A 20,900-nucleotide genomic window follows, 5' to 3' on the forward strand; every position below is an offset into this window, starting at 1 on the left:
TCACGAAACGGTCAGAATCAAGTGCTGTGAACTTTAGATTACAGTTCGATCTGATGCACCCGCGGCCCTGCGGCTGCCGGTGGCATCTTGCCGTCGATGATGGCGGCGATATCGCGGCGCAGGAAATCCAGCGGTCCGATCGCCGGCAGCACTGCCGGCGGGATGCGGGCATTGTCGCTTGCCGATTTCAGCACGCGGCGATCCTGCTGCAGGGCAAAGGCGAAGAGCGGGCGGAAGGCAAGCGCTTTGAGTTCGCCGAGCAGGCCCTGGCGCGGGCCGATCAGCCAGCCGATGCCCTCGACGGTGCGCTCATCGGCCTGGCGCAAATGGAAGGTCGTCGCCAGCGCCAGACCGCGCTTGCCCCAGTATTCCAGCTCGACGATCCCAGGATGGCGGTAGCGGCCGATGGTCCTGGCCCGCTCGCCTTCCAGCAGCCGGCTGACCAGTCCCTGCTGACGGTCCTCGCCGGTGTAGCAACTCTCGACCCAGCCTTCGCCGCCGGTCACCTCGACGCGCACGAGATGGCGCTTGGCAGTCAGGCCGCGCAGCACGCCCTTGTGGGTGAAGTGGGTGTGGGTGGCATCCAGAATGTTCTCGGCCGCGTCGAGCACCGTCGATTGCGCCGAGCTGCGCACGCGCTTGGCGACGACGTCCTTGCCTTGCATGCAGTGGAGATAGGGTTCGCCCTCGGGTGTGCCCGAGGAGACGAAGACGACACCGTCGCGCTCGGTCGCGGTGAAGCGGCGGACCCGGTAGTGCGGGATGTCACCGACATGGCCGGGAATGGCGGTGCAGCGTCCTTCGCCATCGTAGCGCCAGCCGTGATAGGGGCATTCGATCTCACCGCCGACAACCTTACCGGTCGACAATTCGACCAGCCGGTGCGCACAGCGATCGAACAGGGCGGCAATGCCTTGTGCCGAGCGGAACAGCACCAGCGGCGCGCCGTCGAACAGGATGCGCTTCGGCTTGCTTTTGATATCGGCCGACAGCGCCACCGCCTGCCAATAGTCTTTCTGCTTTGGATGCTTGGGGTCGTTCACAGTTCAAATCTCCGAAGCAGCTGAATGCCGACCCGCGCCAGCACGGTTTCCATGATCCGCACGGCCACGCGCCGGCGGCGTGGCAGATGGCCTGCATAGACGGCGTTGTATTCCACCGTCGCCACGGCGCCGCGCAAGCGTTTGAAGGCGGCGGCCCCGGCGCTCATGTTGAAGAACAGGCCGTGCGCCGTGGCATGGTCCTGCGCCATCGCCATCATCATGCGATAGAGCCCGTCGCCGATCGGCAGGCCAGTGTCGTAGCCGACGATCGGTTGCGTCAATGTCGCGCCGTTCTCGGACAGAGCGGTGACGGCGACGAGTTCGCCGCCGGGCCGTCGCAGGCCGGCAAGCCTGATGATGCCGCGACGGTGCATCTCCGCGATGTAGCGCGCGGTGTAATGCGGATTGAGCGGCGTGTATTTGTCGAGATAGAGCATGGTGTAGAGCGCTTCCGCGCGCGAATAATCGGCCGCGGTGAAATCGGCATCGCCGACCCGCTCGAAGGGCGTCGTGCGCAGCCGCTTGCGGTCGCGCTTCATGTCGTTGGTCATGGCGGGTGCCGAACTGCGATCGGCGAAGATGTAGATCTGCCGCGCCGCCAGCATGCGAAAACCTTCGGCCTTCAGCGCCGCGATGGTGGCGGGGTCGGCGATCTCGTTCAGCGAGCGGATAACGATGGCCCGATCCGGAAAGCGCGCCGTCAGGCTGGAACGCATTGCCGCGATCGCCTTGCGATCGAGCAGCGGCACCGGATTGGTCGAATAGAGCCAGTTGTTGACCTGCACCTGATGGTCGAGGCCGCTTGCCTTGACCAGCGGCGCGCACAGGCCGATCAGCGCCCGCACTGCCCACTGCAACCATGGGGCCGAGACGAAATTGCGGGTCTCGTCGATGGCATAGTCGATATAGGCGCTGGATGGGCGGCAGATGTAGCAGTTCGGCGCCTCGCTGGCATCGTTGAGCGTCAGCGGAAAGGACCGCCCGGCAATCTCGAACGGCTCGACGGTCACCGTCAAATTGCGGATGAGGTCGCGGACGGGAATCTCGTTGAAGAGCCGCACGAAGGCCTCGACCCGGGTGGGATTGTTTTCAACCCGGTCTGCCTGGGCCTGCCTGGTCGCGACAGGCATCGGGCTCATGCTGCCCCCAGTCGGCATTCGACGCGGCGCAGTTTGCGGCTGGTTTCCAGCGGCAGCGGCGCGCGCACGAGGTCGACGGATGCCGTCGCCTGGCGCAAGGCCAGCAGTGCGCGCACCGCCTCCAGCGCTGCCGCAGCAGCGTCACCGGCAAGGTTTGGCGCCAGTTGCAATTCGACGGCGTCGGGCGCGGTCTGGATCAGCCGGAAATCGTCGATGCGGCGATCCGCCTTCAGCACCGCATTGCGCAATATGTCGGGGGTGATCAGGATCGGCCCATGTTCTGACGCGAGCCGAAAGACATCGTCCATGCGGCCGACGATCTCGTCCACCGTGCGCAGCGGCGAACCGCAGCGGCATGGCGCCTTGGATAGGCGCAGCAGATCGTTCATCCGGTAGCGCGCCATGATCTGGGTCTGGCGGCGAAAGGCGGTGACCAGCGGCGTCACCAGCTCGTCGCCGACCGGCTCGAACTCGAAGAACACCGAATCCTCGGCCAGATGCAGCCCGCCTTGCCGGCACGTTACGGCGAACAGCCCTTCTGTTGCCATGTAGATCTGGTCGAGCGGCCGGCCGAAGAATGTTTCGATCGCCGGCCGGTCGACCGGATCCAGCGTTTCGGCGGCTGAGAAGACGCGCAGCGGCGCCAGCTTGAAGTCGGCAGCCGCGAAATGGCGCAGCATCTTTGGCGGCGCGATGATCACCGTCGGTGCGAAATCCTCTAACGCGGCGCGCCAGTTTTCCGGACCGAGCGTCAGGTCGAAAAAACGCAGATCGATGCGCCGGGATTTACGGGCGCTGTCATAGAGCCCGGTGTTCTGCGGCAGGATGACGGCGACCCGCTGCCGGCGCCAGAGAAGATGGGGCACGGTCTTGGCCAGGATCGCACCCAGCCAGCGATATTTTTCGGCCTCGGAGATGATGAACAGACCGCGATTGCCTGATGTGCCGGTGCTGGCGCCGATCGTCAGGTCACCGAGGCGGCCGTCGGCGGAAGCGGCGGCCCAGCCATCGCGAGCCGACACGCCGCCGATGTTGAAGCGCTCGAAGTTCGCCATCAGCAGCGCCTTGTCGGTCACCGGCAGGTCGCCGAGATGGCGCGGCGCCTTGTCGTAGAAGGGCGCCAGCGGCAGGTCGCGGTCGAGCCAGCGGCGCAAGGCGCGCGCCTGCCAGCGCTCGAAATCCCTGCGGCTCTTGCGCGACACCCAGCGGGTGACGGCAAACGATTTGAGCGCTTCGCCGAGCCCGCTCATCCGCCCTCGCTGTCGAGATCGTAGGACGTCGGCTCTGGATCGTGGCAGAACATGACCTCGCCGCCGGTTGCCAGAAACCGCCGTAGCGTCTCGCTGCTTGGTTCAAGGGCTGCGGCATCCTCGGCCAGCAGCGTCGCCGGCAAACCCGGCGTGCGATTTTCGACAAGGGCGGCAAGCAGCCATTGCGCATCGACGCCATAGAGCAGCGGGCGTTCCAAATTTGGGAACAGCAGGCCGAACTGACCATCAGCATGGCCGGGCAAGTCGACAGCGATCACGCTGCCGTCGCCGAACAGGTCGGCGCCGCCGGGCACGCCATGATGCGGCGCGATCTGCTTCCTGGACGACAGCCCGTCGAGGCGGCTCTCGAAATCAGCCGGAAACAGCTCGGAAAAAACGCCATGGCGCAGATTCTGCCAGCCCGTTCTCGCCTTGGCCCGCGACCACGCCGCATCGCTGGCGATGAAGCGCGCCTCGGGGAACAGCGACAGCCCGGACATGTGATCGGCATGGAAGTGCGTGACGATGACCGCGCGGATATCGCGCGGCGTCAGGCCGAAGCGTGCCAGCACCGGCAGCGGCTGTTCGGCCGCATTGAGCTTGGGCCTCAGCACCGCGCCGTACAGACGCAGCGGCGCACTACGCTCAGGTCCCATTGTTACGTGCGGCGTATAGCCGGTGTCGATCAGCACAGGCCCGGCCTGCGGATGCAGGATCAGCCCATAGCGGACACGCAGCCGGACGGTCTTCCAGCTCCCGCCGCGCAGGATCAGCCGCTCGGCGGCACCAACCCAGGCACTGTTGGCGAAGACGATTTTCAAGATGCTGCTCCCCAAGAGGGTGCTTCTGCTGCGAATGTGCGGTCGAGCCCGTCCTCGAAGGACACTTTCGGCGCCCAGCCCAACATGCGCCTTGCCTTTGAAATGTCGAGGCTCTGGGCATAGGCAAACAGGCCAAGGCCATAGCGAGTCACCGCCGGTTCCGGCTGGCCGGGCAGGCGTAGCGCCACCGCCTCAATTGCGCCGGCCGCCAGCATCGCCGGCCACAGCGGCATTTTGCGCCATCGTGCGGAAAGGCCGGCGCGCGCGCAGGCCTCGTCGGCGATGCGGCGCACCGGCAGCACCTCGCCGCCGGAGACATTGAAGATCTGGCCCTCGGCATCTTGGTCGGCAGCAAGGGCGGCCAGGATCGCATCGACGACATCGTCGACATGGGTCAGGTCGATGCGCGCTCTGCCGTCGCGAAACAGCGGCAGCGGGCGCCGCCGCGCGGCGCCAAGCAGGCGCGGCAGCAGTGCGCGGTCGCCAGCGCCGTAGATACCGCGCGGCCGCAGGATTACCGGCTTGATTTCGCGGGCTGAAAGCACGATCTCCTCACCCCGCCGCTTGGTGCGCGCATAATGGTTGACCGGAGCGGGCAGGGCGCTGTCTTCGCGCACATCGAGCTGGTCGCGAAAAGCGAAACAGACCGAGGGACTGGAGATGTGGACGAAGCGGCGCACATTTTGCCGCCGCGCGAAATCGACGAGGTTGCGGGTTGCCGTGACATTGGCCGTTTCGAAATCCGCTAGCCTGCCGAAAGGCGCGGAAAGGGCGGCGCAATGGACGATCGCCTCGACGTCATCAAGCCGCGCTTGGGTTGAAGCGTCGAACGGTTGCGACAGGTCGTGGCGGAGGACCACATGTCCGGCCGCTTCGAGTGCTGCGCCGCGCCGCGCATCCCTGCCAAGACCAAGCGCCGGCATGCCCGATGCCGCCAGCCGCGCCATGAGCTGCGAACCGAGAAAACCGCTGGCGCCGGTGACAAGCACACGCCCCATGCTCACGCTTCCAGCGCCATGCCGCCGAACGACACGCCGGCCGAAGTTCCGAGGAACAGCACTTTGGCGCCCGCAGCAATCCGCCCCTCGCGGCGCGCAATGTCGAGCGCGAAGGGAATCGATGCGGCGATCTGGTTGCCGAAGCGCGCCGCAATGTCGACGAGTTTTTCCCTGGCGAAGCCGGTCTGGCGCGCCATGTGGGCGAGCGCAAACGGGCTGGCCTGGTGCGGCACGACGACGTCGACATCGTCATGAGTCCAGCCGGCCCGCTGCAAGAGCTCGGCGACAAAACCGTTGAAATGGCGCGACGTGATGCGAAACAATTCCTTGCCGTCCATGTGGAACAGCGCATGGCTGGCGAATTCCTGCGGCTGGCGATGGAAATCGAAGCGGGTGCCGCCGGAACCGATGCTGCAGGCTTCATAGGCCGAAGGGTAGGTGCGCATCAGATTGGCCCTAACCGCGCCCTCGCCAGATGCCGCCCTGCACAGCACGGCCGCCGCCGCGCCGTCGCCGAACAGAGCGGCGATTTCCGGCTGGTTCCAGGGCAGTGCGCGCGAGGCGATCTCGGCGGAGAAAACAAGCGCCCGCTGGCATTGCCCGGCCTCGATCATGTGGGCGGCGGTCTCGAAGGCGGTGAGGAAGCCAAGGCAGGTGCTATTGACGTCGAAGGCCGCCGCCGAACCGTCGGCCATGCCGAGGCGCTGCATGACAAGCGGCGCGGTCGATGGCAGCGGCTGGTAGGGCACGCCGCAACCGCCAACAACGAGATCGATATCTCCGGCCACCAGCCCGGCATCCGCCAGGGCGAGTCGCGCCGCCACGCAGGCCAGGTCGACCTGCGATTCAGCCTCGCAGACATAGCGTTCGATGACACCGGTGGCGGCTTCGAGCTGGCCATCGCCAAGCCCCAGCCGCGCATCGAGGCTGCGCGACGTCACGCACGCAGCCGGCACGGCCCGCCCGGTTCCGATGATCTTGATCCGCATTCTCATCCCGCCGAGTGAGTAGCGCTTTTTCTAACCCGGATCGCGCCCGATGGTAACAGCGCGGCAGTGACAGTCCACCGATCGCTGTGTGCCGGCCTGGCGACCGCATTCGCTGGAAGCCCACCAGCTGCGGTGGAAGAAGCTTTCAAAATCAAGCAATTTTGCGACGCGGCGCGCCAACAGACGGTCAGCCTTTTGCCATGTTGAGCCCCATTCTCTTTTTCGAATGCCAAACTGGCTGATGGCGAAGGGTGTTCCGATTGGGCTAGGCATGTCAGCCTTCTGGCTATTCAATCGGGCAAGCGGCTCTGATATAGGTCAGCGAGATTGACCTATAATCGACCTGCAGCCGGGTGGGAGGTGCGTTTTGACATTGATGAACCTGTTGGCGTCGCGCTCTTCGCGCATGAAGGCGTCGGAAATCCGCGAGCTGCTGAAGCTGCTCGACCAGCCCGACATCATCTCCTTTGCCGGCGGCATCCCCGACCCGGCGCTGTTTCCGTCGCAGGCGATCGCCGATGCCTATGCGGCGGTGCTCGGCAGCGCGGATGCGGGCGCGGCGCTGCAGTATCAGGTCAGCGAAGGTTTTCTGCCGCTGCGGCGCTGGCTGGCCGGACAGATGGGCAAGCTAGGCGTCGCCTGCGACGAGAACAACATCCTGATCACTTCAGGCTCGCAGCAGGCGCTGGATTATCTCGGCAAGCTGTTTCTCTCCCCGGGCGATACGGCGCTGGTCACCTGGCCGACCTATCTCGGCGCGCTGCAGGCCTTCAACGCCTATGAGCCGCGCTATGACCGGCTGACGCCCGATGGCGGCAACATGACGCCCGACGCCTACCGCGCCGCGGCCGCCGCCAACGGTGGCAAGGTCAAATTCGCCTATCTGGTGCCGGATTTCGCCAACCCCACCGGCGAGACGCTAGGCCTCAAGCAGCGAGAGGCGGTGCTCGATCTCGCCTCCGAGCTCGATATTGCCGTCATAGAGGACGCCGCCTATCGCGCGCTGCGCTATGACGGACAGGGCGTGGCGCCGATCCTGGCGCTCGACTGCGCCCGCTCCGGTGGCATCGACAATGCCCGCACGCTTTATTGCGGTTCGTTCTCAAAAATCCTGTCGCCGGGCATGCGGGTGGGCTGGGTCTGCGCGCCGCGCCGCGTCATCGAGAAGCTGGTGCTGATGAAACAGGCGTCGGACCTGCACAGCCCGTCGATCAACCAGGTGGTGATGCACCGCGTCGCCGAGTCCGTATTCGATGCCCAGGTCGAAAAGCTCATCGACGCTTACCGGGAGCGCCGCGATGGCCTGCTTGCGGCGCTGGCGGCCAACATGCCGCAAGGCGTGACCTGGACGCGGCCCGATGGCGGCATGTTCGTCTGGGTGACGCTGCCCGAAGGCGCCGACGCCACCGCGCTGCTGGCGCGGGCGGTCAAGGAGGCGCGCGTCGCCTTCGTGCCCGGCAGCGCCTTTTACGCCGACGGGGCGGGCCGCAACACGTTGCGGCTGAGTTTTACGCTGGCTGACCAGCGCGCGGTGAGCGAGGGGATACCGAGGCTGGCGGCGCTGTTGAAGGGGTAGGGTTGCGCCGGCGCTGAAACTGCCGATCTCCCCCCATGTGGGGGAGATGCCCGGCAGGGCAGAGGGGGGCGCTGTCCCGCTAACCTTTCAACCACCATAGCGATAGCTCATGCAGGTTGCGGTTCGCATGCGTTGGACCGAGAGTTCGCGATCCTTCGCGCCCCCCTCTGTCCTGCCGGACATCTCCCGCACGAGGGGGGAGATCGCCCCATCCCCGCATTCGCACTTGAGCCATTCCACCGGAGGTGGCAGGTTGGCGCGCCGGCCGGGCAGGGCTCCCATGGCCGAATGAGGAGTGCCATGGCCAGCGACGATTCCGCGGCACCGCGCGTGATCCTGCTCATGGGCAGCGCGCCCGATGTGGTGCGTTGCGAGGTGTGGCCGAAGGCCGCTTTCAGCAAGATTGTCGCCATCAACAATGCCTGGCGCGTCCGCCCGGACTGGGATTTCCTCGTCCATTCCGGCGATTTCCCGTCGGACCGGTTGCCCCCGGGCGCCAGGCTGCGGCAGGCGCAGATCTTCAGCGCCTCGCAATATGTGCCGGCGCAGAACGCCTTCGGCGGCTTCGTCTATGCCGGCGCCACCATGTCGCTGACCTCGGCCTACTGGACCATCCACAGCCAGAGGCCCGATGTTCTGGCGTTCCTTGGCTGCGACATGATCTACGACCAGCCCGACAAGACGCATTTCTACGGCATCGGCCGTGCCGACCCGCTGCGCGATGACGTGACGCTGCGCAACCTCGAGGCCAAGTCCGCCCGCCTGCTTGTCCAGGCGCTGCGGCGGGACTGCCTGTGCATCAACCTGTCCGAATTGCCGCGCAGCCGGCTGATCTTTCCGCGCCTGACCTTCGACGAGCTGAAGAGCCTGTCTCGAGCGAGGGTCGCCGAAATGAAAGCGGAGATCCTTGCCGGCATTGCGCACGACAGTGCCGAGAAGGCCGAAAGGATCGAGCAGGACCTCGGCTATTTCTACGAGGACGGCATGTACTGGAACCATCTCGACGAGATCGACGAGACTTACCTGGCCGACATCGACCGGTTGTGGATGTCGGCGGTTCAAAAGGCCTAGCGCGTCACGGAAAGTTGCGCATGCCCGGGCGGGATTTTCGCTAAAATCCGCGAAAACCTGGGAGGAATGATATGATTTCGCGTGTGGCAGTGGTCGCCCTTGTTGTTCTTGGTTTTGCCAATTCAGCATCAGCCTTTGAGATATCGAGCCCTTCCGTTGCTGACGGAAAATGGGACTTGAAATATGTCGCCGACAAAGCGGGCGGCTGCGACGGACAAAACGTCTCGATTGCCCTGAACTGGAAGGATCCGCCGGCCGGCACCAAAAGCTACATGCTGACCATGTTCGATCCCGACGCCATGGGTGGTGGTGTGGCTGGTGGCACTGGCAGGTGTGGAACATTCCGGCGGGCGCCAGCGGATTGCCCGAGGGCGCCGGGTCGAAAAGCGGCAAGGGCCTGCCCAAGGGCGCTGTTCAGGGCAAGGCCGACCTTGGCCGCACCGGCTATCTCGGGCCTTGTCCCCCGCCCGGCAGCGGTCTTCATCACTATGTCATCACGCTCTATGCAATGAAGGAGGCAAAGCTCCACACCGAGGCCAACGCATCGCCCACCATGCTGGTGGCCGACGCGATGGGCGAGTCCCTTGGCAAGGCAAGCGTGACCTATACCTGGAGCCGTTGATCGCGAACTTTCGATTCGAAAAAATCGTTCCCAATCAAGTGGATAGACAAAAATCCTGAATCAACCAGCGAGGGTCAAAGCGCCGGAATGCTCCGGCGCCACGCAGCTCGCCGGCCCGGCCTACTCCGCCGCGAGTTTGTCCTGCGTGTTCGTGTCGAAATCGCGTGCATCGTGGCGCTCGTGCAATTGCAGCGCCGGTTCGCCAAAAGCGCGGTTGACCATGCGGCCGCGCTTCACCGCCGGCCTGGCGTCGATGGCCTTGGCCCAGCGCTGCACATGTTTGTACTCCTCGACCGACAGGAAGGCGCCGGAATCATTGTACATGCGGCCCAGCGCCAGCCCGCCATACCAGGGCCACACCGCCATGTCGGCGATCGTGTAGTCGGCACCGCCGAGATATTCTGACACAGCCAGCCTGCGGTCGAGCACGTCCATTTGCCGCTTGGTCTCCATGGCGAAGCGGTCGATGGCATATTCGATCTTGGTCGGCGCATAGGCGTAGAAATGGCCGAAACCGCCGCCGAGATACGGCGCCGAGCCCATCTGCCAGAACAGCCAGGACAGCGCCTCGGCGCGCGCCGGCTGCTCGGTCGGCAGGAACTCGCCGAACTTTTCAGCGAGGTAGAGAAGGATCGAACCGGATTCGAACACCCGCACCGGTTCCTTGCCGCTGCGGTCGAGCAGCGCCGGGATTTTCGAGTTGGGATTGATCTCGACGAAGCCTGAGCCGAACTGGTCGCCATCGTTGATGCGGATCAGCCAGGCGTCGTATTCAGCGCCCTTGTGGCCGAGCGCCAGAAGCTCCTCCAGCATGACCGTCACCTTGACACCGTTCGGCGTCGCCAGCGAGTAGAGCTGCAGCGGATGCTTGCCGACCGGCAGCTCCTTGTCATGCGTCGGGCCGGCGATCGGCCGGTTGATGCTGGCGAAAGCGCCGCCATTGCCCTTGTTCCAGGTCCATACTTTCGGCGGTGTGTAATCGGTCATGTCGGGAGGCCTCGTGTTTTGGCGGGGGAGGGTCTTGGCACCTTGCACGATGCGCGGCGCGGGATTGATCGGCGGGGGCAGACCTACATCTAGGTACCGGTGCGCGGGCTGGAAAGGGGGAAGTCCAACTTTTGTTGAACTATCGTCGATGTCGGTGCGGGCTCTCCCTTCTCCCACTGTGGGAGAAGGTGTCGCCGAAGGCGACGGATGAGGGGTGTTCCAGAAAACACCGACGCCTCATTCCGTCCAACACCCCTCATCCGTCTCGGCACTGCGCGCCGATCCACCTTCTCCCACAAGGGGAGAAGGGAAGACCGCACCCCTTGCGCCTCGTCCCGTATGTCATACCTATAGGAGATATCGCCAGACCATTTGCATCGCCTACCCAGGACAAAAAGCATGACCATCGATCCCAATCTGCGCTCCATCGTGGCCGTGCGCGCCTCGATCCCCGAAGACGCCTTCACGGCATCGGCGCTGGGCACCCGCCGCGAGGGCAGCGGCGTCGTCATCCGCCCGGATGGGCTGGTGCTGACAATCGGCTATCTGATCACCGAGGCGGAGGAGGTCTGGCTGACTGCCCAGGACGGTCGTGTCGTGCCGGCGCATGCGCTGGCCTATGACCAGGAGACCGGGTTTGGCCTGGTTCAGGCACTCGCTCCGCTCGGCCTGCCGGCGCTGGCGCTCGGCGACGCCGGCAAAGCCAAGGTCGGCGATCCCGTGGTGTTGGCCGACGGCACCGGTCGCTCGGTCAACGCACACATCGTCACCAAGCAGGAATTCGCCGGCTATTGGGAATATCTGCTCGACGAGGCGATCTTCATCGCGCCCGCCCACCCGTCATGGGGCGGCGCCGCCCTCATCGGCGAGGACGGTTCGTTGCTCGGCATTGGCTCGCTGATGCTGCAGATGAGCCGCAACGGCGAGGTCGCCGACATCAACATGGTGGTGCCGATCAATCTCTTGCCGCCCATCCTCGACGACCTCCTGACCCGCGGCCAGGTGGCCAAGCCGCCGCGGCCCTGGCTCGGCGCCTTCTCCGCCGAAAACAATGGCGCGGTGGTGGTGATGAGCGTCGCCGCCGGCGGCCCCGCCGCCAAGGCCGGTCTGCGCCAGGGCGATATCATCTCGGACGTGCGCGACGGCGAGGTCGACGGTCTCGCCGATTTCTATCGCAAGCTGTGGCAGAACCCGGCCGGAGCGGAAATCCCGCTGCGCGTGGTGCGCGACGGCCGCGACACCTGGCTGCGCATCAAGTCAGCCGACCGCAACAGCTTTCTCAAGAAGCCGCATTTGCAGTAGGTCGCTCCCCTTCCACGAGGGGAGAAGGGAAGGCCGCGCCTCACTTCACCAGTGGACTTTCCCAGACGACGAACAACAATGCCTTGAGTTGGGCGAAGCGCTCCGGACCAAGTTCGGCGCGCCACTCCTCCTCGATGTCGCGCAGGATGTCGACCATCTTCCAGAAGGCAGCGTGGCCGCGTTCGGTGGACCGCACCACGCGCGCGCCACCTTCGCCGGAAATATCGGATCGGACGATATAGCCGTAGCCTTCGAGGCTGCTGAGCAGCTGGTTGATGGCCTGTTTGCTCATGCCGGCGCGCTCGGCGATGGCGCCGGGGCGCGCGCCGTCCGGCCCCGGGAACTGCAGCACCGCCATATGCGGCAGGCGCAATTCGTCGAAACCGGCGGCGTTGAGCTCCTTGATCAGACGGCGCTGGATCGCCTGCGCCGGCACACGCAGCAGGGCGCCGATCAGCAGGTCCTGGGTCTTGGTCTGGAGAACTTCGGTTGCGGTGGCCATTGACGATCCGGTAAATTGAGTTTACTAATAGCCAGTAAATGTAATTTACCGGAGGGGTTTGCGCAATGTCCGTCATAGATCTTCACATCAATCCAGCCGACGAGACCATCGGCGACAAGTGGCTATCGATCCGCTTCCTGGTGACGGGCGACAGTTCGAACGGCAGCGTCGCCGCCTTCGAGTTGAAGGTGGCCAGCGCAATGCGTCTGCTGGCGCCGGCGCACAGCCATGATCACTATGAAGAGACGATCTACGGCATTGAAGGCGTGCTGACCTGGACCGTCGACGGCAAGCCGATCGAGGTCGGACCGGGTGAGGCGCTGTGTATTCCACGCGGCGCCGTGCACCGGTTCGACAACAATGGCACCCTCGACGCGAAGGTGCTGTGCGTCGTCACACCGGCGGCGATTGGCCCGGACTACTTCCGCGAGATCTTCGCCATGTTCTACGCCGCCGCCGGCGGCCCGCCGGACAAGGCCAAGATGATGGAGATCATGCACCGCCACGGGCTGACGCCGGCTGCACCGAAGGCCTGATTTTCCCTGAGCCGGCGAAGGGCTCGGTGTCCGCCTGCCGGGTCCCCGCTGCTGCGCGGCGTCCCGGCGTTCGCTGGCCTTTCATGTGCCACTGGCACGATGAATTCGCTTCGCGAACCGGCTGCTCACTCCCCGCAATCGGTAACGCTGGCCCCGCTGTCCCATGTGGCAAACGGGACGACCTTGCCTTCGACTGCCACCGTCCTGTGCACTCTCGTGCCATCCGGCTGCATCTTGCTGCTTTTGCCCTTGCCGGTCAGCAGATTGTAGTCGCAGTCGCTGGCGACATTGTCCTTCATGTAGTCGTGATAGTCATAGGCAAAGCCGGCGACGACGAAGGCGTCGTTGCGCCATGCAATGGTCAGCGTCTGGTCGGTCCGCGCGCCATTCATCGGTATGCCCGGTATGGAGAGCTTGATCGAGCCGTTCGGCAGCGCGGTCAGCTCCGGCTCGATGTATGACGCCTCATAGCCCGGCCGGTCATAGCCGTTCCATTCGCCATAGATCTGCTCCTGCACGGTGCCGGCAGGCTTGAGGAAATTGTGTTCCTTGTCCCTGAGGAAAAAATGCATGTCCATGGCACTGCCGGGTTCGGTCTCGACGATTATTGCCAGGTCGATGGCGCCGTCGCCGTTCCAGTCGCCGGTGGCCGCGGTGATGATTTTCTGGGTTTCGATCGGCTCGCTGAGTGCAGCGCCGGAGAGCAGACAACTTGCCGGCAGCAGGGCGAGGCCGAGGAGCATCGATCGCATGGCATTTCCCGAGGTGAGGGTGAGATGTCCGGAACAAAAACATAGGGATAGAAGATTTTGCAGAAGCTACATCATGGCGGGAAGAACCACCATGGGCGTTGGCAGGACAGAAGGGGGTGGGAAGGAACGCGACGGTGGTTCCTGATCCTGCCTCATCGGATTGGACTGGCAGGCTCCGCTTGTTGGGGAGGGTTCGTTTCGCTAAGCCTGCATTCGGACCACAGCGGCACCGGAGGCACCAGAACGATGACGACAATCGAGACGTGGACGCTCCTCTGATGGCGCCGGTCAAGGTCGATCTCGACAAGGTCCACGAATTCCCCGACGCGGCCAGTTTCTACGCCTGGCTCGCCAAACACCACGACACCGAGACCGAGGTCTGGATCAAGGTCTACAAACTGGGTTCCGGCCTGCCGTCGATCACGCCGAAAGAGGCCATCGATGTCGTGCTGTGCTGGGGCTGGATCGACGCGGTGCGCAAGGGTTTTGACGACAAGAGCTTTTTGCAGCGCTATACGCCGCGTGGCAAGAAGAGCATCTGGAGCCAGATCAACATCGACAATGTCGCCCGCCTAATCGAGGAGGGCCGCATGACCGGGCATGGGCTGAAACAGGTCGACGCCGCCAAGGCCGACGGCCGCTGGGCGCGTGCCTATCGCAGCAAGGACATGAAAATCCCCGACGATTTGCAGGCCGCCATCGACGCCGAGCCGAGAGCAAAGGAGATGCTGGGAAAGCTCAGCGCCCAGAACCGTTTCGCGCTCGCCTTCCGCACCCACAACATGAAGACCGAGGCCGGTCGCAAGAAAAAGATCGAGACCTTCGTCGAGATGTTGAAGCGCGGCGAGACGATCTACCCGCAGGGCAAAAAATGACGCCCGGCTCGATCGGTTCGGTGGCTGCTCACCCCACCGGCACCTGCAACCCGACCTTGACCCGGTCCATGGCGACAAAAGTGCGAAAACGCTTGACGTTGTTGTTTTCGAAGAACAGCCGCCTCGTCAGCGCCTCGTAGTCGGCCATCGTCGCCACGGTGACGACGAGGATGAAGTCGGCTTCGCCTGTCACATAGTAGCATTGCTGCACCTCGGGCACCGAGGCGAAGTCGCGCTTGGCAGCGTCGATCAGCGCGGCGCGTTCGCTGACCACCTCCACCTCGACGAACAGCGTGATCGGATGGCCGACCTTGGCCGGGTCGACCAGGGCGACATTGGCGCGGATGACACCCGTCTCCTCCATGCGCCGGATCCGCCTTTGCACGGCCGGCGCCGAGAGGTTGACGGCCTCGCCGATCAGCCGCTGCGGCGTCGTGTTGTCCTTCTGCAGGATGGCGAGGATGGCGCGGTCGAAACTGTCGAGGCTTTGCGGCATTTCCGCTCCTGACGAAACAAACTTGCATTCGCAGGACCCAAACAGAGCGCAACTCTCGCCCTTGTTGCAATAGACATAAGGCAACGAGGAATCCGACACCCATGTTTTTGCTCAACACCTTGCCTGAACATCGCACGCCGCTCGATCCGGCCGATGCCACGACGCTGGGCGTGGTCGAGGCCGAAGAGGCCGAACGCTTCTTGGCTGAGCGGCAAAACCATGCGGAAACGCCGCTGCACTCTTTGCATGCGCTGGCGGCCGAACTCGGGTTGGGCTCCATCCATGTCAAGGATGAAGGCTTTCGGCTCGGGCTCGGCAGCTTCAAGGCGCTGGGGGGCTCCTATGCCGTCATCCGGCTGGTGCTGGAGGAGGCCGCAAAACGGCTAGGCCGCGGCGTCGACATTGGCGACTTGCATGCGCCCGAAGTGGCGGCGGTCGCCGCTGGCATGACCTTCGCCTGCGCGACCGATGGCAATCACGGCCGCTCGGTGGCGCAAGGCGCGCAACTGGTCGGCGCCCGGTCGGTCATCTTCGTCCATTCAGGCGTCAGCGACGAACGCGTCGCCGCGATCGCCCGCGTCGGCGCCGAGATGATCAGGGTCGACGGCAGCTACGACCAGTCCGTGGTGGAGGCCGCAAGGGTTGCCGCCGAGCGGGGCTGGACCGTTGTCTCCGACACCTCGTGGCCGGGCTATGAGCGCATTCCGGGGTTGGTCATGCAAGGCTATACGGTGATGGTGCGCGAGGTACTTCGCCATCTCGCCCGGCCGCCGACGCATGTCTTCCTGCAGGCCGGCGTCGGCGGCTTTGCAGCGGCCGTTGCCGGCCATTTGACCGTCCTGTTTGGCGAGCGCAGACCGACAGTCGTCGTGGTCGAGCCGGCGCGTGCCGCCTGCATCTTCGCCACCGCCAAGGCTGGGCATCCGGTGAAGATCGCCCATGATGCACCGACGGTGATGGCGATGCTCGAATGCTACGAGGCCTCGCCGCTGGCCTGGCGGGTGCTGGTGCGGGTTGCCGACGTCTTCATGACGGTGGACGAAGAGGATGCGGTCGCGGTGATGAACCGCCTGGCGCGGCCTTTGGGCAGCGATCCCGCAATCGTCTCCGGCGAGAGCGGCGGGGCCGGACTGGCGGGACTGATCCACGCTCTGGCGGCTCCTGAGATGCGGTCAGCCCTTGGCCTCGACGCCAACTCCCGTGTGCTGGTCATCAACACCGAGGGCGCCACTGATCCCGGCCGCTATGCCGAACTGGTCGGGCTCAAGCCGGAAGATGTAGCCAAGGCGCAGGTCGGACAAACGGCATGAGCAACCCGGCCATCAATTCCGGCCGCCTGCTCGCCCGCATTCGCGAGTTCGGCTCGCTTGGCCGCGATGCGCAAGGCCGGCTCGTTCGCCTCGCGGCTTCCGACATGGACGGGATTGGCCGCGACCGCTTCGTCGGCTGGCTCAGGGGGAGCGGGCTGGAGGTGGCCGTCGACCGCATCGGCAACATCTTCGGCATCTGGAAGGACAGCGGAAATCAGGATCAGGCTCCCATCCTCCTCGGCTCGCACATCGACACCGTGATCGATGCTGGCATCTATGATGGTTGCTATGGCGTGCTCGCCGGGCTGGAAGCAATCGTGAGCCTGAAGGAGGCCGGCTTTGCGCCGGCACGTCCGATCGTCGTCGCCGCCTTCACCAATGAGGAGGGCGTGCGCTATTCGCCTGACATGATGGGCTCGCTGGTCTTTGCTGGCGGCATCGGCGTGGAGGAAGCACTTGCAGCGGTCGGCACCGATGGCTCGGTGCTCGGCCAGGAACTCGAACGCATCGGCTACGCCGGCATGCACGAGCCCGGTTTCCTCAAGCCGTATGCCTATGTCGAGCTGCATATCGAGCAAGGCCCGGCGCTGGAGCGCGAAGGTGTGGCCATCGGCGCGGTCGAGAACCTGCAAGGCATTTCCTGGCAGCGCGTCACCATCGACGGCGTCGCCAACCATGCCGGCACCACGCCGATGTCGATGCGCCGCGATGCCGGCGCCGCTGCCGCCCGCGTCGTCACCTTCCTGCAGGACTGCGCCAGTGCTTCGCCATCGGCGGTAGCCACGGTCGGCACCATCGCCTTCGAACCGAACGCCATCAACGTCATCCCGTCGCGGGCAAGCTTCACCATCGACCTGCGCGATCCCCAGGAGCATCGCCTGCAGGCCGAGGAAGCCGCGCTGGCTTCCTATCTCGATGCGCTCGCCGAAAACACGGGCGTCACAATCGCGGTCGAGCGGCTGGCGCGCTTCGAGCCTGTCATCTTTGACAGCCGTATTGTCGAACTCATCGAGGCAACGGCGAAGGCTCATGGCCTCTCGTGCCGGCGCATGACGTCGGGCGCCGGGCATGATGCGCAGATGATTGCGCGGATCGCGCCGTCTGCCATGATCTTCGTGCCGAGCCGGGGCGGCATCAGCCACAACCCGGCGGAATTCACCGCCGACGGCGAACTGATCGCCGGGGCGAACATCCTGCTTGGCGTCGCCGCCAGGCTTGCGTCGTAAGAGAAGGGGGCTCGGGATGACCGATCTCAACGCACTTCATCTGGAGATGACCGCGTGGCGGCAGGATCTGCATGCCCATCCCGAGTTCGGTTTCGAGGAGAAGCGCACCTCGGCTTTCGTCGCCAAAAAACTGCGCGAATTTGGGCTGGAGGTCGCCGAGGGCATTGGCGGCACCGGCGTCGTCGGCACGCTGACGCGCGGCAGCGGCAACCGGGCGATTGCATTGCGCGCCGACATGGATGCCTTGCGCATCGCCGAACAGGGCACTCAAGATTATCGCTCGCAGACGCCTGGCACCATGCATGCCTGCGGCCATGACGGCCATACCTCGATGCTGCTCGGCGCCGCAAAACTGCTGGCCGCCGAAGGCGGCTTCGACGGCACGGTGCGCTTCATCTTCCAGCCGGCCGAGGAATGGGGCAGGGGTGCGCTCGCCATGCTGGACGACGGCCTTCTGCAGCGCTTTCCCTTCGAGGAGATTTTTGGCCTGCACAACATGCCGGGTCTGGCGGTCGGCCATTTCGAGACCCGCGTTGGCTCGTTCATGTCGGCCGAGGACAATTTCGAGATCGTGCTGAAAGGCGTCGGCGGCCATGCGGCGCGGCCGCATTCCGGCAGCGAGACGCTGGTCGCCGCCTGCGCACTGGTCACCGCGCTGCAGACCATCGTCTCGCGCCGGCTGAGTCCGGCCGATATCGGCGTCGTCTCGGTGACCGAGCTGATCACCGACGGCACCCGCAACGCGCTGCCCGGCCTGGCGCGCATCCTGGGCGATGCCAGGAGTTTTCGCCCCGAGGTCAGCGCCGAGATCGAAAAACAGATGCGCAGCATCGCTGAAGGAACGGCGCAGGCCTACAACGTCGCGGCCGAGGTCACCTACACGCGCGAATTCGTGCCGCTGGTCAACGATGCGGCCATGGTCGACGAGGCGTTCGCCGCTGCCAGGAGTGTGCTGGCCGCCGACGCCGTCGGCATCGCTGCGGAACCGATGACCGGCTCGGAAGATTTTGCCCGCTTCCTCGACCATGTGCCGGGATGCTTCGTCTTCCTCGGCAACGGTAACTCCGCGCCGTTGCACAACCCGTCCTACGATTTCAACGATGACGGCCTGCTGCACGGCGCCCGCTTCCATGCGGCGATTGCGCGCCAGCGCTTGCCTGGCGTTTGAGGCGCCAGTCCAAGGTAACGGTTTCTTCTCTGGTTTTGTGCACATTGGCCGCAAAAGGGCGGGCAAAGCCAGGGCATGGCCAAACAGAAAACACGCAACGGGGAGTTCTGGGCGCTGGCGCTCGAGCGCGCCCATCTTGGCGTCTGGGACTGGGATATCGCGAGCGGCGACTGCTTCTACTCGCCGACCTGGTCGCGCATGCTCGGCTATGACGATGGCGAACTGGCCAACAGCAGCGATCTCTGGCTGAAACTGACCCATCCCGACGACCGCGAGCGGGCGCAGGCCAGCGGCGACCGCCACATTGCCGGCCTGACGCCCTCGATCGAGACCGAGCTCAGGCTGCGGCACAAGGACGGTCACTGGGTCTGGGTGCTGGATCGCGGTGGCGTGGTCGAGCATGATGCCGCCGGCAAGCCGGTCAGGCTGATGGGTGTCCAGACCGACATCACCAGGCAGAAGGCCGCGGAAGCCCAGCTCGAACAGGTCAATATCCGCTTTCGCCTGGCGCTCGCCGCCAGCGGCACCGGCATCTGGCATCACGACATCGATGCCAGCAAAAGCTATTGGGACGAGCGCACCCGCGAGATCTACGGGCTCGCCTCCGACACCGATGAGGTGACGGCCGATCTCTGGCACACCTATCTGCATCCCGAGGACAAGGAAGTCACCGAGCAGGCCCACCAGGTGCCTGTCGGCTCGGATGCCGTCATCGCCTCGCAATATCGCATTATCAAGCGCGACGGCGAAATCCGGCATGTGGAATCGCTGGTGCGCTTCATCGCCACCGGCTCGGCCGGCCAGATCCTGGGCACCGTGCGCGACATCACCGAGGCCAAGCTGCGCGAACAGGAGCTCGCCCATGCGGCGCACCACGACGCGCTGACCGGTCTTTTGAACCGCACCGCCTTCGACAGGCTGTTGGCCGACCATATCGCCACGGTGCGCCGGCTGCCGCTGGCGGTGTTCTATGTCGACCTCGACTACTTCAAGGCGCTGAACGACTTCGCCGGCCACGCCGCCGGCGATCTGGCGCTGAAGAGCGTTGCCGACGGCATTGTCCGCCGTCTGCCGCCATCGGCACATGCCGCACGGCTGGGCGGCGACGAGTTCGCGCTGCTCGTCCCGAACTGCGATACCGCGCAGGCCGAGACGCTGGCCGCTGCTGTTCTCGCGGCGGTTCGCGATGCCGACCTCGGACCGGCGGCCGCGTCGCGCAAGCTCGCGGCCAGCATCGGCATCAGCTTTGTCGATGACGTCAACACCACGGTCGCCGATGCGCTGGCCTGCGCCGACGACGCCTGCTACGCGGCCAAGGCTGCCGGGCGCAATCGCTTTGCGGTGTTTTCCGTCGAGACGGCATCGGGCTCCGGCGGCCTCAACGCGGCGCGCGTCGCCGCCGACACCGTCGATGCCATGGAAGACGGCAGGCTGAAACTGTTCGGCCAGGAAATCCATCTGCTTGGACAGCCGTGGGAACAGAGCCGCCATGTCGAGGTTCTGGCGCGGCTGATCGGGCGCAACGGCAAGCTGATCTCGCCGGTCGAGTTCATCCCGGTCGCCGAGCGTTTTGGCATTGCCTCGCGGCTCGATCGCTGGATCATCAGGAAGGCGCTCTCGGTTTACGGACCAGCGCTGAAAGCGGGCGTGCTGACCCTCGGCTTCAACCTGTCGGCGCAGACGCTGAGCGACCCGCAGCTCTGGGATTTCGTCGACAGCGTCATCGATGAGACCGGGGTGCCGCATTGCGGCATCGGCTTCGAGATCACCGAAACCGCGGCCGTCACCAATTTCGACGCCGCCGAACAGTTCGTACGCAAGGCACGCGAGCGGCGCTGCCGCGTCAGCCTCGACGATTTCGGCGCCGGCATGAGCTCGTTCGAATATCTCCGGCGCTTTCCCGTCGACACGATCAAGATCGACGGCTCCTTCATCGAACACATCGTGCAAAGCCGCTTCGACCGCGAGATCGTGCTGGCCATCACCAGCATCGCCAGAAGCCTCGGCTGTTCCGTGGTGGCCGAGAAGATCGAACAGCAGACCGCGCTCGACATGCTGAGGGATATGGGGGTCGACTCCGGCCAGGGATTTCTGCTGCACCGGCCCGAGCCGCTGGAGGCGATCGTCTCCCGTGCGACCGCCCAGGTGGCTGTGCCGGAGCGGCGGCAAGCGTAGCTGGCCGGTCGCTTGAGGCGCGCCCCCGGGGGTGGTCAGGCTTCGATCGAAGCGCAAGCTTC

At 65.0% G+C, this 20,900-nt stretch carries 20 protein-coding genes and 1 pseudogene; 11 read left to right on the forward strand and 10 right to left on the reverse strand.

Annotation, left to right across the window (positions count from 1 at the left end; all coding sequences use genetic code 11):
* Positions 1-38: 38 nt before the first annotated feature.
* The 6 genes from AC1DVW_RS03435 to AC1DVW_RS03460 are packed head-to-tail and all read right to left on the reverse strand — an operon-like array spanning position 39 to position 6,240.
* Positions 39-1,043, reverse strand: a complete 1,005-nt coding sequence (locus AC1DVW_RS03435) for a Rieske 2Fe-2S domain-containing protein (protein ID WP_477321147.1) — start codon at positions 1,041-1,043, stop codon at positions 39-41.
* A complete protein-coding gene (locus AC1DVW_RS03440) occupies positions 1,040-2,182 on the reverse strand; it encodes a GNAT family N-acetyltransferase (protein WP_477321149.1) in 1,143 nt (380 codons plus the stop codon). Before AC1DVW_RS03440 ends, AC1DVW_RS03435 begins: the two co-directional genes overlap by 4 nt.
* Positions 2,179-3,432: a F390 synthetase-related protein gene (locus AC1DVW_RS03445; protein ID WP_477321151.1), complete on the reverse strand. Its 1,254-nt coding sequence runs from the start codon at positions 3,430-3,432 to the stop codon at positions 2,179-2,181. Before AC1DVW_RS03445 ends, AC1DVW_RS03440 begins: the two co-directional genes overlap by 4 nt.
* On the reverse strand, positions 3,429-4,253 hold the full coding sequence (locus tag AC1DVW_RS03450; RefSeq protein WP_477321153.1) for an MBL fold metallo-hydrolase: 825 nt from the start codon (positions 4,251-4,253) through the stop codon (positions 3,429-3,431). The genes AC1DVW_RS03445 and AC1DVW_RS03450 overlap by 4 nt, the downstream gene beginning before the upstream one ends.
* Positions 4,250-5,251, reverse strand: a complete 1,002-nt coding sequence (locus AC1DVW_RS03455) for an NAD-dependent epimerase/dehydratase family protein (protein ID WP_477321155.1) — start codon at positions 5,249-5,251, stop codon at positions 4,250-4,252. The genes AC1DVW_RS03450 and AC1DVW_RS03455 overlap by 4 nt, the downstream gene beginning before the upstream one ends.
* A gap of 2 nt (positions 5,252-5,253) precedes the next feature.
* Entirely contained in the window at positions 5,254-6,240 is a 987-nt protein-coding gene (locus AC1DVW_RS03460; protein ID WP_477321157.1) for a 3-oxoacyl-ACP synthase III family protein, read from the reverse strand.
* A gap of 376 nt (positions 6,241-6,616) precedes the next feature.
* On the opposite strand from AC1DVW_RS03460, the gene AC1DVW_RS03465 reads away from it, so the two are divergent.
* The 4 genes and pseudogenes from AC1DVW_RS03465 (at position 6,617) to AC1DVW_RS03480 (ending at position 9,509) form a co-directional block, all read left to right on the forward strand.
* Positions 6,617-7,816, forward strand: coding sequence for an aminotransferase-like domain-containing protein (locus tag AC1DVW_RS03465; protein ID WP_477321596.1), 1,200 nt, complete (start codon positions 6,617-6,619; stop codon positions 7,814-7,816).
* Between the two features lie 300 nt (positions 7,817-8,116).
* Entirely contained in the window at positions 8,117-8,887 is a 771-nt protein-coding gene (locus tag AC1DVW_RS03470; protein ID WP_477321159.1) for a hypothetical protein, read from the forward strand.
* Between the two features lie 71 nt (positions 8,888-8,958).
* A pseudogene (locus tag AC1DVW_RS03475) lies at positions 8,959-9,177 on the forward strand (hypothetical protein); the annotation flags it as partial.
* Entirely contained in the window at positions 9,126-9,509 is a 384-nt protein-coding gene (locus tag AC1DVW_RS03480) for a YbhB/YbcL family Raf kinase inhibitor-like protein (RefSeq protein WP_477321597.1), read from the forward strand. The pseudogene AC1DVW_RS03475 and the gene AC1DVW_RS03480, both read left to right, overlap by 52 nt.
* Positions 9,510-9,629: 120 nt before the next feature.
* Here the strand turns inward: AC1DVW_RS03480 and yghU are convergent, their stop codons facing one another.
* The gene (yghU, locus tag AC1DVW_RS03485) at positions 9,630-10,496 is read right to left on the reverse strand and encodes a glutathione-dependent disulfide-bond oxidoreductase (RefSeq protein WP_477321161.1); all 867 of its coding nucleotides are present in this window, start codon (positions 10,494-10,496) and stop codon (positions 9,630-9,632) included.
* Between the two features lie 399 nt (positions 10,497-10,895).
* On the opposite strand from yghU, the gene AC1DVW_RS03490 reads away from it, so the two are divergent.
* Positions 10,896-11,798: a S1C family serine protease gene (locus AC1DVW_RS03490; RefSeq protein WP_477242393.1), complete on the forward strand. Its 903-nt coding sequence runs from the start codon at positions 10,896-10,898 to the stop codon at positions 11,796-11,798.
* 40 nt (positions 11,799-11,838) lie between these two features.
* Here the strand turns inward: AC1DVW_RS03490 and AC1DVW_RS03495 are convergent, their stop codons facing one another.
* Entirely contained in the window at positions 11,839-12,300 is a 462-nt protein-coding gene (locus AC1DVW_RS03495; protein ID WP_477242395.1) for a MarR family winged helix-turn-helix transcriptional regulator, read from the reverse strand.
* 65 nt (positions 12,301-12,365) lie between these two features.
* Here AC1DVW_RS03495 and AC1DVW_RS03500 point away from each other — a divergent pair, with 65 nt between their 5' ends.
* Positions 12,366-12,836: a cupin domain-containing protein gene (locus AC1DVW_RS03500; RefSeq protein WP_477321163.1), complete on the forward strand. Its 471-nt coding sequence runs from the start codon at positions 12,366-12,368 to the stop codon at positions 12,834-12,836.
* Between the two features lie 125 nt (positions 12,837-12,961).
* Here AC1DVW_RS03500 and AC1DVW_RS03505 read toward each other — a convergent pair whose 3' ends face one another.
* Positions 12,962-13,588: a hypothetical protein gene (locus AC1DVW_RS03505; RefSeq protein ID WP_477321165.1), complete on the reverse strand. Its 627-nt coding sequence runs from the start codon at positions 13,586-13,588 to the stop codon at positions 12,962-12,964.
* A 278-nt stretch (positions 13,589-13,866) separates the two neighbouring features.
* Here AC1DVW_RS03505 and AC1DVW_RS03510 point away from each other — a divergent pair, with 278 nt between their 5' ends.
* A complete protein-coding gene (locus tag AC1DVW_RS03510; protein WP_477321598.1) occupies positions 13,867-14,463 on the forward strand; it encodes a YdeI/OmpD-associated family protein in 597 nt (198 codons plus the stop codon).
* Between the two features lie 28 nt (positions 14,464-14,491).
* Here AC1DVW_RS03510 and AC1DVW_RS03515 read toward each other — a convergent pair whose 3' ends face one another.
* Complete coding sequence (locus tag AC1DVW_RS03515; RefSeq protein ID WP_477321167.1) at positions 14,492-14,959, reverse strand: Lrp/AsnC family transcriptional regulator; 468 nt, start codon at positions 14,957-14,959, stop codon at positions 14,492-14,494.
* 101 nt (positions 14,960-15,060) lie between these two features.
* Between AC1DVW_RS03515 and AC1DVW_RS03520 the strand changes: the two genes are divergently transcribed.
* From AC1DVW_RS03520 to AC1DVW_RS03535, 4 genes are all read left to right on the forward strand, one after another.
* Entirely contained in the window at positions 15,061-16,269 is a 1,209-nt protein-coding gene (locus tag AC1DVW_RS03520) for a diaminopropionate ammonia-lyase (RefSeq protein WP_477321169.1), read from the forward strand.
* Complete coding sequence (locus tag AC1DVW_RS03525; protein WP_477321171.1) at positions 16,266-17,495, forward strand: hydantoinase/carbamoylase family amidase; 1,230 nt, start codon at positions 16,266-16,268, stop codon at positions 17,493-17,495. The genes AC1DVW_RS03520 and AC1DVW_RS03525 overlap by 4 nt, the downstream gene beginning before the upstream one ends.
* 16 nt (positions 17,496-17,511) lie before the next feature.
* Positions 17,512-18,663, forward strand: a complete 1,152-nt coding sequence (locus tag AC1DVW_RS03530) for a M20 aminoacylase family protein (protein WP_477321173.1) — start codon at positions 17,512-17,514, stop codon at positions 18,661-18,663.
* A 75-nt stretch (positions 18,664-18,738) separates the two neighbouring features.
* Positions 18,739-20,838 carry an EAL domain-containing protein gene (locus AC1DVW_RS03535; RefSeq protein ID WP_477321175.1) on the forward strand — a complete coding sequence of 700 codons (2,100 nt, stop codon included), beginning with the start codon at positions 18,739-18,741 and terminating at the stop codon, positions 20,836-20,838.
* The last annotated feature ends 62 nt before the right edge of the window (positions 20,839-20,900 follow it).

It is taken from the genome of Mesorhizobium sp. P3_B5 (assembly GCF_056402815.1).